We start from the raw sequence: 15,786 nt of genomic DNA, 5'->3' as shown, positions 1-15,786 counted from the left end.
GCAGCATGGATCGCATTCCCATCCTGAAGCTCGGTCGCGCTTTGCTGGTCAGCATCCAGGTCGACATTCACGATCGTCTCGCCAAGGCGCTGGAAGAGGATCTGTCGGAGCGCATCGTCGCGACTGGCGCGCGCGGCGTGATGATCGACATTTCGGGGCTCGAGATCGTCGACTCGTTCATGGGTCGCATGCTCGACAACATCGCCGCCGTATCCCGCCTGCTCGATGCCGACACGGTGGTCGTCGGCATGCGCCCGGCGGTCGCCATCACGCTTGTCGAACTCGGGCTGTCGCTGACCGGGGTCAAGACCGCGCTCAATGTCGAGCGCGGCATGGCCTTGATCGGCAGCGGGCAGTACGAAGACAGCGATGGCGAAGACGCCCCGGAGGGCGGCGATGAACGCGACGCGGGATGATACCCTGCCGATCAGGGAGTCCGACGATGTCGTCCGCGTCCGTCAGGCCGTTCGGGTACAGGCCATCGCTGCGGGTCTGGGCCTTGTCGACCAGACCAAGATCATCACCGCTGCGAGCGAGCTTGCCCGCAACACTCTCGACTATGGCCTTGGCGGAACCGCCCGGATCGAGACCTTCACCGTTCCGCCGCGGCGGGGCGTGCGGTTGACGTTCGAGGATTCGGGTCCGGGCATTCCCGACCTCGATCGCGCGCTGACGGATGGCTACACGACCGGCGGTGGTCTTGGCCTCGGGCTGAGCGGTGCGCGGCGCCTATGCGATGATTTCGAGATTCGGTCCGTGGTCGGCGAGGGAACGTACATCATGATCGCGCGATGGAAATGACGATGCGCGCGGTCGAAGTTCGTGAGATTTCGCAGGTCGCAGAAGCACGCCGCGTGGCCGTTACCCTTGCCGAGGCGCATGGCTTCGGCGAGGGCGATGCAGGGCGCGTGGCGATCGTGGCAACCGAACTCGCGACCAACATTCTGAAACACGGCGACGGCGGAAGCCTGCTCTTCGGCAGCTTCGAGGATTCGTCCGGCGCCGGGATCGAGTGCATTGCCCTCGACAAGGGCAGCGGCATGGCGAACGTGGCCGATTCGATGCGTGACGGGCACTCCACGACGGGCACGGCCGGTAACGGACTCGGCGCGATCGCCCGAGGTTCCCACATGACGGACATCTATTCCGCGCCCGGCGGCGGCACCGCACTTCTTGCGCGTCTCCAGCGGGGCAAGCCTACGCATCTTGGCGCTCCTCCACATCCGACGTTCGGCGCTATCAGCCTGCCGATGCATGGTGAGGAGGCCTGCGGCGATGCCTGGTGCCGGAAGGACGATGCGAGCGGTGCGACCTTCATGGTTGCGGACGGGCTTGGTCATGGTCCCCTGGCCGCGCAAGCCGCCCATGCCGCGACGCGCATCTTTTACTCCAGCGCGGCGCCACTGCCGAGCGAGATGCTGCCTGTTATGCACAATGCGCTACGCCCGACCCGAGGAGCAGCGATCGGGATCGCGCATGTCGATGCGAAAGCCGGCCAGATCATCTTCGCCGGCGTCGGGAACATCGCCGCCACCCTTATCGATGGCAACGGCGTCCGCCGCATGGTCTCCAACAATGGCACCATCGGTCACATCGCCCGCCGCATGCGCGACTTTACCTATCCCATCGTGGGTGAAACCTTGATCGTGCTGGCATCGGACGGACTGGCGACCAGTTGGGATCTCAATGCCTATCCCGGGCTCGTTGCACACCACCCTTCGCTCATCGCCGGCGTGCTGTGGCGCGATTTCAACCGTGGGCGGGACGATGTGACGGTATTGGTGTCGAGGGTGGAGATCGGATGACCCTCAACCCCATCCTGACCGTGGCGCTGATCGGAGAGGCCGACATCGTCGCGGCCCGTCAGCGGGCCCGCCAGATCGCCGGGCTGCTGGGCTTCGAGGCGCAGGACCAGACACGGATCGCCACCGCCGTGTCCGAGATCGCGCGCAATGCCACGACCTATGGTGCTGGCGGCCGGATTGAATTCGGCGTGGAGCGGGCCGATCCGTCCAGCCTCGTCATCCGGATCCGCGACAAGGGGCCCGGTATTGCCGATGTGGACGCGATCCTGGAGGGTCGTTTCAAGAGCGTCAGCGGCATGGGCGTCGGTATTTCCGGAACCCGACGGCTGATGGACCGGTTCGAATTGGAGAGCCAGCCTGGCCGCGGTACGTCGGTCCTTCTCGGCAAGTGCCTGCCTTCGACTGCACCGTCCGTCTCACCGGCGCACCTGGCGGAGATCGGAAAGGTGCTCGCGGCGACGGGCGCCTCGGATCCGCTGGCCGAAGTGCGTACGCAGAACCAGGAATTGCTGCAGGCGCTGGCGGACCTGAAGCTTAAGCAGGACGAAAGCGAGCGGCTCAATGCCGAACTGGAGGAAACCAATCGTGGCGTGGTCGCCCTCTACGCCGAACTGGACGAGAAGGCAGGCGAATTGGCCGCGCTGAACGGAGACCTCGAACAGCGGGTAGCTGCGGCCGTTATGGAATGCCAGCAGGCCAACGACGCCTTGCGGCAAAGTCAGAAGATGGAAGCCGTCGGGCAGCTTACGGGCGGCATCGCGCATGATTTCAACAACCTGCTCCAGATCGTCACGGGCAACCTCGAAATGCTGTCGCGCAGGCTCCCCGCCGATGATCTCCGACTGCGACGGGCGGCGGACAACGCCATGTCGGGTGCCCAGCGGGCGGCGACGTTGACGCAGCGCCTGCTCGCCTTCGCGCGGCGACAGCCGCTCGCCCCCAGGCCGCTCGATTCGAACACTCTCGTCGAAGGTTTGTCCGATCTCATGCGCCGTACGCTGGGTGAGTCCATCTCGATCGAGGTCCACCTCGCGCCAGAGCTGTGGAAGATCGAGGCGGATGCCAACCAGTTGGAAAATGCGCTGCTCAACCTCGCCGTAAACGCGCGCGACGCGATGAAGCCTGGCGGCACGCTGACGATCACAACGGCCAACGGCATCATCGGCGAAGCCGATGCCGAGGACGATACCGTACCCGGTCATTATGTCTCGCTTGCCGTATGCGATACGGGTGACGGCATGTCGGAAGCGACGATGTCGCGCGTATTCGAACCGTTCTTCACCACGAAGGAGGTCGGCAAGGGTACGGGACTCGGCCTCTCGATGGTGTACGGATTCGTCAAGCAGTCGGGTGGCCATCTCAGGATCGAGAGCAGCATCGGCCGCGGTACGACGGTGACCCTGTACCTGCCCAAGTTCACGGGCACCGTCGTCGAGGAAACGCCGCTCGTCATCGGCGCAACCGCCACTGCGCGGCCGGGCGAGAGAATTCTGATTGTCGAGGACGACCCCGACGTGCGCGCGCATAGCTGCGATGTCCTGACGGAACTCGGCTATAGGATCGTAGCAGTGGCCGACGGGTCGGCCGCGATCGACATACTCGACGGCGATGGTCCGATCGATCTCGTCTTCACCGATGTCGTTCTGACGGGAACCGTGAACGGCCGGGACATCGCCGTGCACGCGCATGCGGTCCGGCCGGGAACCCCGATCCTTTTCACCTCCGGATATGCGCGTGAAGCGATCACGCATAATGCGCATCTTGACGAAGGTATCAGCTTGCTACCCAAGCCGTTCAGTTACGACGATCTTGCCGCGCGTGTTCGCCTGTCGATCGATCAGGCGCTCGCCGTGCGCGCCTGACCGGTTCGTAGCGCCGCTCATGTCATCGCCACCGGTAACGAAAGCCGAAAAGCCCGACCCGGTGAAGCAAGGCCCCGGGAAGCTGAAAGCCGGACCGATGCCCCCCCCCGTTTTCCTGTACACGGGTTTCGGTCCTGTTGCGTTCAGCTTTTCCGAGGCCCTGTATCCGATGGTGAGTGAATCCGCGGGCAACCATCGTAACCCTCGATCTGCGCGAACAGATCGCGTCTGGCATCCTCGCGGATCGCCCTTCGTCGCTGGTGAACGAGTTCGACCTTGAGCGTGAAGAAGAAGCTTTCCGAAGGCCTTTGTCGTAGCAGCAGGCAGTCCGGCACATTGTGGTTTGGCCTTCCTCGATGTCCGCAAGCCACACCCGACGGGACACCCCGGCGACGAACTCCCGGTTCAGGCGGTTTAGCTCGACCGGCCGATGGTGGTGGCGGAAACAACCATCCACTGACCGCCAACCGGACCACCCGATGGGGGGCGCGCATCGAAGCGGGCGGAAACCCGTGCCTCGGACCCAGGCACTCAGAACTTTTCGCGCCAGCATCGGATGGGATGACATGCGAAACCTTCCGCATGGGTCGGAACGCGACTATTCCTGTATGACGCTACTTTTAGATGTTGGACCATTCGGACGCACCGACCGACCAACCGAGCCAAAGTTGGCGGAGACGGAGGGATTCGAACCCTCGGTAGGAGTAATCCCCCTACGGCGGTTTAGCAAACCGCTGGTTTCAGCCACTCACCCACGTCTCCCGAGCGCGTTGCGCCTTGGAGTGGGGGCCTATAACGAGGGTTTGGGTTGCGATCAACTCCCTACGTCGAACGTAATTGCCGGCCGATCGAACGCGCGTTCATTGCAGGGACAGGCGCTTGGCCGCTATCGTGCGTACGAGGGCTTGCATGCGGGGAGTAGCGTGATGAAACGGTTGATCGGCTGGATGGCGCCGCTGTTGTTGATAGCGATCCCTGCCGAGGCGCAGGTGCGCACCGTCGACCCCAATGATGCGATCGATGGCGATCTGGCACCCGCGCCGCAGCCGACGCCGCGCAGCGACGTGCCGCCGGCCTATCGGCAGGAACCGGTCCAGCCCGCCCAGAACCAGCCGCCGGTCAACCAGACCCCACCCAGCAGCACAGCGACCAGTACCGCCAACGACACGTTCGAACGCGACGACCTGATCGGTGCGGCGGAAGGCGTGTTCGGGCGCGGTGCCGAAGGGCTGGCCGGCATCATCGAGAACATCCTGAAGGATCAGGGCAAGCCCAACGCCTACATCGCCGGGCGCGAAGCGGCGGGCGCATTCGTCGTCGGCTTGCGCTATGGCTCGGGAATCATGAACCATCGGGTGGAAGGCCAGCGCCCGGTCTATTGGACCGGACCGTCGGTCGGGTTCGACGTCGGTGGCGATGCGACCAAGGTCTTCGTACTGGTCTACAACCTCTACGATTCGCAGGAGTTGTACAAACGCTTCCCGGCAGCCGAAGGTCGCGCCTATTTCGTCGGCGGATTTTCGGCGAGCTACTTGCGGCGTGGCGATGTGGTCATGATCCCGGTGCGCCTCGGCGTCGGCTGGCGGCTCGGCGCGAATGTCGGCTATATGCGTTTCAGCGAAAAGCAGCGGTGGTTGCCATTCTAGGGGCAGGGGCGGCCCGCAACTGCGGGACTCGCCCAAGCCCGGCCGACGACGCGGCCTTTGTCCGCGGTGCGGGCCAAGGAATTTTCGAGAGCGGGTGAAAGAAGAAGCGTCACCCCGGATCACGTCCGGGGCGACGATGACCCTATCGCCCTACTCGCTTCACCCACCCCGAAAAGCGGTCGATTCGAACCGGACCGGCGCACCCAGCGCTTCCCCGACCAGTTCCGCTTCCCACATCGCGGTCCGTCCGCGCACGATCGTGCCGACCGGACGCCCCGTCAGCGTATCGCCGGTGAACGGCGACCAGCCGGCGCGCGACGCCAGCCAGCTTTCCTCGACCGTCCAGCGCCGCTTCAGATCGACGACGGTCAAATCGGCATCATAGCCGAACGCGATCCGCCCCTTGCCCGCCAACCCGAAAATCCGCTGCGCTCCGGCGCTGGTAAGATCGATCAGCCGCTGCAGCGTCAGCCGCCCCTCCGCAACATGGTTGAGCAACAGCGGCAGCAACGTTTGCACCCCCGGCATCCCGCTCGGTGTCGCCGGATAGCGCTTCGCCTTCTCCTCGACGGTGTGCGGCGCATGGTCCGATCCGATCACGTCGGGCACGCCCTGGTTCAGCCAGAACCACAGCCCGTCGCGATGCTCACCCGACCGGATCGGCGGATTCATCTGCGCATAGGTGCCCAGCCGCGGATAGGCGTCCTCGCCCGCCAGCGTCAGATGCTGGGGCGTCACCTCGCACGACGCGATGTCCTTGTTCGCACCCAGCAATTCCAGCTCGGCCGGGGTAGTGACGTGCAGCACATGCACCCGCCGCCCCGCCTCGCGCGCCAGCCGCAGGATGCGCGTCGTCGCGATCAGCGCGCTTTCGTCGTCGCGCCATACCGGGTGCGACGCCGGATCGCCGCTCACCCGCTCACCCTCGCGGGCGATCATCCGCATCTCGTCCTCGGCATGGATCGCGACGCGACGCTGGCCCGATCGCAGCACGCGCAGCAGATCGTCATCCTCCGACACCAGCAAATCGCCGGTCGACGATCCCATGAAGACCTTGATCCCGGCCGTGCCCGGCAACCGCTCCAGTTCGTCGAGATGATGCGCGTTGCGCGCGGTCGCCCCGACATAGAAGGCGTGATCGCAATACATCCGCCCCTTGGCACGGGCGAGCTTGTCGGCGATCGCTTCCTCGGTATCGGTCGCCGGCTTGGTGTTCGGCATTTCGAACACCGCGGTCACCCCGCCCATCACCGCCGCGATCGACCCGCTGGCAAGGTCTTCCTTGTGCTCCAGTCCCGGCTCGCGGAAATGGACCTGCGTGTCGATGACGCCGGGCAGGATGTCGAGACCGGTACAGTCGATCGTCTCGCCGGCATCGCCCGCCACACCGATGCCGGCGATCCGGCCGTCGATGATGCCGATATCGACGCGCGCCGGGCCGCCGGGAAGGTGGACCGTGCCACCGGTAAGCTTGGTATCGAAGGTCGCCATTGCCGCCTCTTGTAGCCAGGGGGTGAGCCGTCCTACCTGTTGACCATGACCGTTACCACCCCCGGAACCTGGCTTGCCGACCGCGCCCTGCTGCGCATCGCGGGCGACGAAACACGCGCCTTCCTACAGGGGCTGGTGACGCAGGACATGGCCACGGTCACCCCCGACACCCCGCAATGGGCGGCGCTGCTGAGTGCGCAGGGGAAGGTGCTGTTCGATTTCATCCTGTGGGCCGACGACGACGCCATCCTCATCGATTGCGAAGCCGACGCCGCCGATGCGCTTGCCAGGCGGCTGACGCTCTACCGGTTGCGACGCGCGGTAACGATCGACCGCAGCGATGCCGGCGTGCACTGGTCGCCTGCGGGCGGACGCGGCGTCCCCGATCCCCGGCTCGCCGAACTCGGCTATCGCTGGATCGACGCGGCGGGCGATCCGGCGCATGGCTGGACCGGGCACCGGTTACGCCACGGCGTGGCCGAGGGCCGCGCCGAACTGGGTGACGGGCAAACACTCTGGCTCGAATGCAATGCCCGCGAACTGAACGGCGTCAGCTTTACCAAGGGCTGTTACGTCGGACAGGAAAATACGGCGCGGATGAACTATCGCTCGACCGTCAACCGCCGGTTGGTGGTCGTCCCGACCGTCACACCCGGTCCGCGCACCCGCTTCATCCACGAATCGCTCGGGCTCGCGGTCGAACATCGCCGGATCGACGACTTGGGCGAGGCGCTCCGCCCCGACTGGCTGGCCGCTGCCCTCGCCGAACCTGCCTGACCGCGCGTCAGAACAACTCATCGAGCAGTAGATGGAAATCGACCTTGCGCTGGTCGGGCTGGGCGACGCCGTAACGTTCGAACATCCGCCGGGTTAGTCCAGCATCGAATTCGTCCAGACAATGGCCAAGGATCGCCAGATCCTGATAGCGATCGGCGACGCCTACCCGCCCGAGATCGATGCAGCCGACCACCCGCCACCCGTCGATCAGCACGTTGTCGAGCGAGAAGTCGCCATGGGTCACGACCGCGTCGGGCGACAGCGGCAACAACTGCCCCATCGCTTCCCAAACCTGCCCGGCGCTCCAGCCCTGCCGCGCGTCGTCGAAATCGTCTTCGTCGATCAGCCCGGCCTCGATCCGCGCTTGCGCCGCCGCAAGCCGAACGCCGTGCCCGCTATCGAACGGACAATCGCTGATCGGAATGGCATGGAGCGACCGCAGGAACTCGGCCAGCGCATCGACCACTTCGTCGCCGCGCTCCGGTTCGGCATCGAGAATCTGCCACGCGGTCCGTCCCGGCAGGGCCGTCGTCAGCAGCCACGCCGTATCGGTCGTAACCTCGCAACGTACGAGGGCCGGTACCGCGATCCGGCCGGTCAGCCAGCGTAACCGGACCATTTCGTCGACGATATCATCCGCAACCGTGCCAGTGCCGTGTTTCAGGAAGCGTTCGGGCGCGCCCGCCCTGCCGCGTACCCGGTAGATTGTCGCTCCCGACTCTCCCACGCGATCACGTGCCCAGCGACACCCGGCTACATCGGCCGTGAACGCAGGCGGCACGTCAATAGGCGCGCATGTTGTTTCGCGTTCGTCCATATGCCCCCTTTAATCCAGACCGCGCCCCGCAAAGCGACGTGCACAAACGAAAAGGGAGGCCGGTTGCCCGACCTCCCTTCCGAGAATTCCGCTTCGACGACGAAGCTGAATTACATGCCCGAACCCGGACCGTACGTGATTTCCACACGACGGTTCTGCAGTTCACGGACGCCATCGGCGGTTTCGACGCGCGGACGCGCTTCACCGAATGCTTCGGTCGAGATCGAACCACCCGAGATGCCACGGCCTTCCATGTACGCACGGACTGCATCAGCGCGACGCTGCGACAGACCGACGTTGTACTGGGCCGAACCCGAACGGTCGGTGAAGCCTGCCAGCATGACCTGCGCGTTGCCGCACGACTGGTAGTTCGAAATGGCGTTGTCGAGAATGCCAGCCGCTTCCGGCGTGACGTCCGACTTGTCCCATTCGAAGAACACGATGTACGGTCCCGGGGTGCAAACCTGAGCAGGCGGCGGCGGCGTTTCGACCGGAGCCGGCGGCGGCGGCGGCGTTTCGACCGGAGCCGGCGGCGGCGGCGGCGGCGGGGTCGGCGCGCCGAAGTTGAAGGTCAGGCCACCCAGCAGGCTGTGCGACCGGAAACGACCATCATAGCCGACGCCACGAACGTTCACGAGGCGAACGTCATCGGCGTTGAAGAAACGATACTTCAGCGAAACATCAACGTTTTCGCTCAGCGGCGCGCGGATACCCGCCAGAGCCTGCCATGCGAACACGGTGTCCGAGTCGTCGAGCGCCGCGAAGCTGTTGTTCACGCGATAGTCGTGCGCCTTGACGCGTGCGACACCGGCACCGCCGCCGACGAAGCCGCTGATGGCATCGTCGTCGCCGAAGTCGAGCAGGGCATTCGCCATGAACGACAGCGCCGAGGTACGGCCACCGCCGCTATAGGTGCCCGCGCCGACCGAAGTCGATGCGCCGGTTGCGATCGAACCGGTGGTACGCAGTTCGTCGACGGTCGCGCTCTTGTAAGCGACTTCGGTTTCGATGCGCAGGGCACCGAAATCGTAACCGACGGTGCCACCGACATCGTAGCCATAGTTGCTGTCGACGGTGGTGACGCCACCGGCCGGCGTGGTCAGATCATAGTCGATATCTTCGACGATCATTGCGCCGCCTTCCACACCCACATACCACGCGTTGTCGCGGGCGAGGGCGGGAGTTGCGAGCGCAGTGGTCGCGAGCGCCAGTGTGACGGCAAGCTTCCGCATTCTAGTCCCCTTTCACAGTTGTCCTACAGACAGCGCAAACCAAGTATCGAAGCGTTAGTTTCCACGCAAGCGCACAAAATCTGCGGTGTTGCACGATTACAACGAAATCAGGTGGCGATCAGCCCATGCCCGCGCAGCGCCGCGAGCACGGCCGACAGCGTCTTGCGCGCCTCTTCGTCACGGACCGAACCGCCCTCTGCGCCTGCGATGGCAGCGCGTTGCGATCCGATCACCGGCACCCCGTCGATCGTCAATCGCGTACAGCGCAAGTCGCCGATGCGCCACGCACCCCCGCGGAACTCCACGGTCGTTTCGCTGGCGGACCACCAGAGCCGCATGCCGTCGCGCGGGGCTGCGAACCGCCATCCGCCCGCCGTCATCCCTGCGAGATGCTGCGCCTTTCCCGCCCATGCGCCGGTCGGCGTCGCCCCGACGATCCAGCAGGTTCCGACCGTCGCATTCGGCAGCGGCGTGTCCTCTGCGACCCCGGCGACGCATCCATGCAACAGCATGTCGATCAGGGTCAGCGCCTCGTTATGCGTCATTTCCTTCTGCGCCTGCGAGGCGTGCAGCAGCGGCAGCGACAGGCGGCTGGTCTGTTCGGTCATCATCTCGTCTCCGGTCGATAGATTGTCGTCGCCGCGCCAGACGGGCCATGAATGCCGATCTGACGAACCTCGATGGTCAGCGGCATCGTCGGCAGCGCGATGCGCAGCAGCGGTTCGGCGATCTCGATGGTCCGCGTACCGCCCAGTGTGACGCGATACGCTTCGCGCTCCTCGCCGATCGGCACCTCGACGCCGTCGCGCCAAGTCACCACCCCCCGTGCGCACCGTATCCAGCGCAATTCGAGCATATTCTCCCGCACCCCGGCGGTCAGGTGGACCGGCGCGGGCGGCACCAGCCCCGATCCTGCCGGAACGATGGTCGCGGTGGTGACGTCGTCGGTGGCGATCCCCACCGCCATCGCCGTCATCGCCCTTCCCACCGCCGGCACAGGTTCGTCGATCCGCCGCAGCGTCGCTGGATCCAGCAGCACGAACGCCTCGCCCGCCACGTGCCCGGCCATCGCCGCCGCGGTTCCGCGCCGACCGCGCCACAGTCCCGAAAGCCGCCAGCGTGCCGCCCCGATCCGCTCGGCCCGCGCGAACTGCACGATTTCATCGCCGATCAGCGCCGCATTGCCGCCACGGTCGATCGCCGCCGCATCGATCCCGGCCAGCGTCATCGCGTCGTGCAGCAACGCGACCTCGACGCTGTTCATGCGGTCCTCGATCAGCGCACTCGCCGGTCCGGGCGGCAGGGTGACGGTACCGATCACTGCCGGGGCCGCGCTGTCGCCGATCTCGCTCCAGCCACCGGCATCGTCGCCGGTCAGCACCATCGCCCGCCGCCAGCCCGCCTGCGTTCCCGCTGCCAACGCCGCGATGGCCGGCACGCTGTCGCCTGCCTCCGCCGGCAGCTCGACGAGCATCAGCCGCGTCCGGCCCGCGACCACATCCGCCGCCAGTCGCGGCTGCCCGACCGCCGCCGGGGCCGGCAGCGTCGCCGCCGCGATCCGCACCAGTTCGATGGTGATCCGCATCGCCTCGATCCGGGTCCGTCGCACCCGCCACGCCCCCGGCTCGCCCGCGATCGTCACCCGGTCGCCCGGCGCGACATCGATCGCACGCCAGTCGAGCACGACCGTCCGCACCTCCCCCGCCAGCACCGCGCGGGCGGCGATATCGCCCGCGATTCTCGCCGCACCCGCCGCATCCAGCGCCGCCCGCAACTCGACCCGCAGCATTCTCTGCGCACCGCCCGGTCGCAGCACCTGCTGCACGCCCGCCTGATAATCGCGCGCGACATCGTGATAGGCGATGGCGACGTCGCTCGGGCTCATCGGCGGCCGCCGCCATTCGGGTGCTTCGCCGACCGGGCCATCGTCGCGGATCGTTCGCGCCGGTCCGCTGCCGATCCGCAGCAGCGTGCCCTCGCCATCGGGCGCATACCAGCCGCCCAGCGGATCGACCAGCGCCGCCACCGCATCGCGCACCCGCGCACCGCTCGCCGCATAACCGATCAGCACCGGCCCGGCCGTCTCCGCCCGAATCGCGCCATCGCCCAGCGCCTCGGCGATCCGCCCGACCGCGACCGGCGCATCGTCGGCGATCACCTCGAAGGTCAGCGACGGGATACGATTGCCGAAATCGGCCAGCGCCAGATCCTCGAACACCGCATAGGCGATGCCGCGATGCGCCGGGGCGTTGCCGATCCCGACGATGCTCTCGATCAGCGGATCGGGCGTCTGCGCCTCATCCCCCGGATACCAGCGAAATCCGGTCCGCGTCTTCCAGTCGCCCGCCGCCCCGCGCAACAGCTTCCCCTCGGCCCAGATGCGCCCGATCCCCCGGATCAGCCGCGCCGACAGCGCTACCGCGAACGACGCGGAATAGCTGTATTGCCGCGTCCGCGCCGACCCCTTGCCGCTGGTCGCCGACGCCTCGCGCAGATCGGTCGCCCAGATCACCGTCCCCGCCACCCGCATCGTCCCGAACAGTTTCGGGATCGCCGCGCCATAGCTGGACAGTTGTACCTGCAATTCGCGCAGCCGCGGCCCGTCGCGCGGCGGCCCGGCGAACAGCTGGTCGTCGATCGCCCGCCCGGCCATCGCGCCCAGCGCCGCTCCGATCGGCCCCGCAATCGCGCCACCCACCACGGTCAGCACCACCGTCGCCATATGTCTCTCCTATTTCCGCCAGATGCTCAGGATCGGCCACGGCACGTCGCGCCGTTCGACCACCGCCCGCGCGACCGCATCGGCGTGCAGGATGCCGCCCCCGGTCGACAGCCCCAGATGCAACTGCCCCGGCCCGGTCAGCAGCAGCAGCACATCGCCGGCCATCGCCCGATCGACCCGCCGAAACCCTGCCGCCGCCAGCACCGTCACGACCCGCGTCGCATCGCCGCTGCGCCCGGGATAGTCCGCCGGCACGTCGACCTTATGCGCCCAGCCGACCAGCCCGACACAGTCGAACCCGCCTTCCCCGCGCCCCTGCCGCCGGAACCGCACCCCGATGACGCTGCGCGCCCGTTCGAGCGCGCTCATGCCCCCGGATACCGGGTCAGCAGGTCGATCCCCGGCAGATACGGCTCGCCCCGAAAATTCGCCACATTGCCGAACCGATCGCGACAGGTGTCGAGCGTGCCGTCGCACCCCTCGGCGATCTCGACCAGCGCGCCCTTGCCCTCGAACCGCGGCGGCAGTTCCAGCGTCACGCCGGCCGCGTCCCCGGCAAGGATCACCGCCGACAGCCCGCTATTGGCACCGCCGATCCACCGCAGCCGCCCGCGCGCAAAGCCCGCCCCGCCCGCCAGCGACAGCCGCGCGCCATCCTGCGCCGTCACCCGCGCCATCCGCCGCCGCCCGGCCATCGCCACCCGGCACCGCCTGTCGCCCAGCGTCGCGCGGCACCCCGGCGACGTCGCCTCCACCACCGGCGCATCCAGCCGCACCTCGCCCCCCAGCATCTCTGCCGAGAAACGCCCGCGCCGCGTCTCGACACCGCCGATCCGCCCGGTCGCGACCGGCACCGGCGTCCCCGGCGTTTCCCAGTCGACCGCGAACACCGCCACCCGCGCCCCGTCATAGCGCCCCGCCATCAGGTCGCGCTCACCGGTCGCGGCATGGCTCAGCGCCCCCTCGACCGCCATCACCGGCGCGTCGAGCGTGTCGTCACGCACGATCGCCGACGGCACCATGCCCGGCGCGGCGCGATACAACAGGCCATCGACCACCACATCGCGGTCATGCGCGGTAAGGCCGATCGTCACCCCGTCGCGCCGGTCGATCCGCCAGCACCACGTCAGCGTCGTCACCGCGCTCATGGCTCGCGCACCTCGATCAGCGGCACGCTGGCGGCACTCGCCGCGCCAAAGGTCGCGCGCGCCACCTGCAACCGGTCCTCGGCAAAGCGTACGGCCACGTCGAACGCGAACCCTGCCGTCACCGCCACGCCCCTCGCCGGCGCGACATCGAGCTGCACCCAGCCGCCGGCGACCACCGCAAAGCCCTGCGTCTCGACCCCGCCGACGCCGACCCGCACGCTGCCCGCCACCGGCCGGGTGATCCGCCGCACCATCGCCCCGTATCGCTTCACCAGCGCGAACCGCGTCGTCACCCCGTCGCCGGTCCCGATCGCCACGTCGCCGAATGCGGGCGGCACCCCCGTCGCGTGATCGAACGGGTCCTGCAACCGGAACCCGCGCGCCGGTCCCAGCCGTGCCCGAAAGAAATCGAGCAGCACCGCCACATCGCGCTCCGACCGGACGCCCGGCCCGACATCATAGCGCGTGCGCGGCTCGGCCCAGTCGACATTGCGCGCCTCGGCACCCCCGGCCCCCACCGCGATCGCGGTCGAGGTTTCCGGCATCACCTCCGCCTGCGCGCCCAGCGCCAGCGGAAAGCGCACGTCATCGAACGCCTCCATCGCCCCCTCCTCCTCGAAATAGGTGAACCCGTCGCGCAACACCTGCGGCAGCGCCCAGACGAACGTCTCTGCCACCCCGCGCCCGCGCGCGACCTCGGCCGCCGCCGTGATCGCCGGCCACTGCCCGCGATCCTCGGGCCGCAACACGAACCCCGAAAAATAATGCTGTTCGTCGACCGGATAGCCGAGCCGTGCCCCCGCCGCGCTCACGCCACGCGCGGTCGACCCGACATTGCCGGTCGCCGCCCAGTCATAATCCTCCAGTTGCAGCACATCGAACGCCGGTTTGGCCCAGCCGACCGGCAAATTCGCCCGCTTCACCTGCGGACTGGCGGCGTCGAGGATCGTCGGCAGATAGGCGAGCAACAACGCCTGTTCCGCCCCCGCCCCCCGCGCCGCCGCGACCAGCGCCGCCGTCGATGCCGCCAGCAATTGCCCCGCCCGGTCGAGCACCGCCCGCTTCGCCACGGTCAACTCGCCGCGCACATCTTCGATCACCACCGGATTGCCGCCCAGCGCCGCCTTCGCCGCCGCATCGTACAGGCAGATGCGATGATCGGTCGTCACCCACCACCATGGTTCGCCGACCTGAAACTGCCCCTTGCCCCCCGCCGCGCGCGCGATCCCGACGAACGCCCGCGCCACCGCCTGCAAATACGCCATCGCCCCGCCATGCGCTGGCGACAGCAATGTCGATGGCGGCACCCATCCGGTCAGCGCTGGCGACCCGTCGCTCGCCCGCTGTTTCCAGTCGCCCCAGCAATGCGCGTCGAACAACTCGTAACTAAGCGACCAGATAGGATCATAGCCCAGCGCGTCGGCACGCGCCGCAAAGTCGCGATGCCACGCCACGCACGGGCCGTTCAGCACGCCCCCGGCCAGCGACACGAACAGCCCGTCGCCTGAGCGTTCGAGCCGGAAATAATGGCTCATCCCGACATAGTGGACGAGGGCACCACGATACCCCAGCCGCAACGCATTGTGCAGCAACCGCGCGGGCGTCAGGTGATAGCTGTCGTCATAGCCGCTCGCGATGCGCAGCCCATGTTCGGGCACCACGACCTCACCGATCGCCAGCACCGATCCCGGCCCGTCGCACCGGATCGCCGACAGCTCGACCCAACCCTCCGACGGGCTGCTGAGAAATCCGTCGCCCGCATCATAGTCCGGCGGCACCAGCGACACGAACATCCGGTCGACATCGCCCGCCCAGACCGGCACCGCATCGTCGGGCAGCCGGTACCCGCCGACGACGTTCGCGAAATCGATCGCGATCTCCGCATCGTCGGGCGTCCCCGTGGCATAGTTCCACAGCCGCACATACCACGCCCGCGCCACCCCCTCGGCATCGCGCCCCTCGATCGTCAGCACCGGCCCATGCGTCGCATCCAGCGGCCGAAGCCCCGCCGAGCGCCAGCGAAACCGCAACCGGCAGTCGCGATAATCGCGCGACGTCGCGTAGCGCAGCAACACATGGTCGTGCCGATCCTCCGACGCCCAGATCAGCCCCGCCAGATCGTCGCGCCGATAGAATACGCATGTTACCCGCAGCGCATCCGGCGCGGTCGTCACCACCGACGCCATCATCGGTCGCGGAAAATCGACGGTCCAGTACACCGGATCGAACCGCGTCAGCACGCCTTCGTCCTGCACCGTCCGCTGTTCGGCCAGCCAATGCCCCATC

At 67.4% G+C, this 15,786-nt stretch carries 14 protein-coding genes, 1 tRNA gene and 1 pseudogene; 6 read left to right on the top strand and 10 right to left on the bottom strand.

Annotated features, from left to right (window positions below):
- The first annotated feature begins 5 nt into the window (after positions 1-5).
- Genes ASE90_RS12450 through ASE90_RS12435 form a run of 4 tightly spaced genes read left to right on the top strand, consistent with a single transcriptional unit; the run spans position 6 to position 3,667 of the window.
- Positions 6-416 (top strand): STAS domain-containing protein, encoded by a 411-nt coding sequence (locus ASE90_RS12450; RefSeq protein WP_056001044.1) that lies wholly within the window; start codon positions 6-8, stop codon positions 414-416.
- Complete coding sequence (locus ASE90_RS12445; protein ID WP_056001042.1) at positions 397-801, top strand: ATP-binding protein; 405 nt, start codon at positions 397-399, stop codon at positions 799-801. Before ASE90_RS12450 ends, ASE90_RS12445 begins: the two co-directional genes overlap by 20 nt.
- Positions 792-1,805 carry an anti-sigma regulatory factor gene (locus ASE90_RS12440; protein WP_200910892.1) on the top strand — a complete coding sequence of 338 codons (1,014 nt, stop codon included), beginning with the start codon at positions 792-794 and terminating at the stop codon, positions 1,803-1,805. Before ASE90_RS12445 ends, ASE90_RS12440 begins: the two co-directional genes overlap by 10 nt.
- On the top strand, positions 1,802-3,667 hold the full coding sequence (locus ASE90_RS12435) for an ATP-binding protein (protein WP_056001039.1): 1,866 nt from the start codon (positions 1,802-1,804) through the stop codon (positions 3,665-3,667). Before ASE90_RS12440 ends, ASE90_RS12435 begins: the two co-directional genes overlap by 4 nt.
- Before the next feature lie 129 nt (positions 3,668-3,796).
- Here the strand turns inward: ASE90_RS12435 and ASE90_RS20685 are convergent.
- Positions 3,797-4,007, bottom strand: a pseudogene (locus ASE90_RS20685) (IS3 family transposase); the annotation flags it as partial.
- A 329-nt stretch (positions 4,008-4,336) separates the two neighbouring features.
- Positions 4,337-4,429 (bottom strand) — tRNA-Ser (locus tag ASE90_RS12430).
- Positions 4,430-4,593: 164 nt separating this feature from the next.
- On the opposite strand from ASE90_RS12430, the gene ASE90_RS12425 reads away from it, so the two are divergent.
- On the top strand, positions 4,594-5,313 hold the full coding sequence (locus tag ASE90_RS12425; RefSeq protein ID WP_056001036.1) for a DUF1134 domain-containing protein: 720 nt from the start codon (positions 4,594-4,596) through the stop codon (positions 5,311-5,313).
- A 159-nt stretch (positions 5,314-5,472) separates the two neighbouring features.
- Here the strand turns inward: ASE90_RS12425 and ASE90_RS12420 are convergent, their stop codons facing one another.
- On the bottom strand, positions 5,473-6,804 hold the full coding sequence (locus ASE90_RS12420) for a dihydroorotase (RefSeq protein WP_056001033.1): 1,332 nt from the start codon (positions 6,802-6,804) through the stop codon (positions 5,473-5,475).
- 45 nt (positions 6,805-6,849) lie between these two features.
- Between ASE90_RS12420 and ASE90_RS12415 the strand changes: the two genes are divergently transcribed.
- On the top strand, positions 6,850-7,581 hold the full coding sequence (locus ASE90_RS12415; RefSeq protein WP_056001030.1) for a YgfZ/GcvT domain-containing protein: 732 nt from the start codon (positions 6,850-6,852) through the stop codon (positions 7,579-7,581).
- Between the two features lie 7 nt (positions 7,582-7,588).
- Here ASE90_RS12415 and ASE90_RS12410 read toward each other — a convergent pair whose 3' ends face one another.
- The 7 genes from ASE90_RS12410 to ASE90_RS12380 all read right to left on the bottom strand — a co-directional run bounded on the left by ASE90_RS12410 (position 7,589) and on the right by ASE90_RS12380 (position 15,785).
- The gene (locus ASE90_RS12410) at positions 7,589-8,398 is read right to left on the bottom strand and encodes an APH(3')-I family aminoglycoside O-phosphotransferase (protein ID WP_056001027.1); all 810 of its coding nucleotides are present in this window, start codon (positions 8,396-8,398) and stop codon (positions 7,589-7,591) included.
- Between the two features lie 110 nt (positions 8,399-8,508).
- Complete coding sequence (locus ASE90_RS12405) at positions 8,509-9,630, bottom strand: OmpA family protein (RefSeq protein WP_056001024.1); 1,122 nt, start codon at positions 9,628-9,630, stop codon at positions 8,509-8,511.
- Between the two features lie 107 nt (positions 9,631-9,737).
- The gene (locus ASE90_RS12400; protein WP_235531800.1) at positions 9,738-10,238 is read right to left on the bottom strand and encodes a DUF2793 domain-containing protein; all 501 of its coding nucleotides are present in this window, start codon (positions 10,236-10,238) and stop codon (positions 9,738-9,740) included.
- Complete coding sequence (locus ASE90_RS12395) at positions 10,238-12,352, bottom strand: phage tail protein (protein ID WP_056001019.1); 2,115 nt, start codon at positions 12,350-12,352, stop codon at positions 10,238-10,240. The genes ASE90_RS12400 and ASE90_RS12395 overlap by 1 nt, the downstream gene beginning before the upstream one ends.
- A gap of 9 nt (positions 12,353-12,361) precedes the next feature.
- Complete coding sequence (locus ASE90_RS12390; protein ID WP_056001016.1) at positions 12,362-12,721, bottom strand: NlpC/P60 family protein; 360 nt, start codon at positions 12,719-12,721, stop codon at positions 12,362-12,364.
- Positions 12,718-13,500 carry a DUF2163 domain-containing protein gene (locus tag ASE90_RS12385; RefSeq protein WP_056001013.1) on the bottom strand — a complete coding sequence of 261 codons (783 nt, stop codon included), beginning with the start codon at positions 13,498-13,500 and terminating at the stop codon, positions 12,718-12,720. The genes ASE90_RS12390 and ASE90_RS12385 overlap by 4 nt, the downstream gene beginning before the upstream one ends.
- Positions 13,497-15,785 (bottom strand): DUF2460 domain-containing protein, encoded by a 2,289-nt coding sequence (locus ASE90_RS12380; RefSeq protein WP_056001010.1) that lies wholly within the window; start codon positions 15,783-15,785, stop codon positions 13,497-13,499. The genes ASE90_RS12385 and ASE90_RS12380 overlap by 4 nt, the downstream gene beginning before the upstream one ends.
- Between the last annotated feature and the right edge of the window lies 1 nt (position 15,786).

The sequence above is a fragment of the Sphingomonas sp. Leaf67 genome, from assembly GCF_001421965.1.
Lineage (GTDB): Bacteria > Pseudomonadota > Alphaproteobacteria > Sphingomonadales > Sphingomonadaceae > Sphingomonas.
This window is presented reverse-complemented; position numbering and strand designations above follow the sequence as displayed.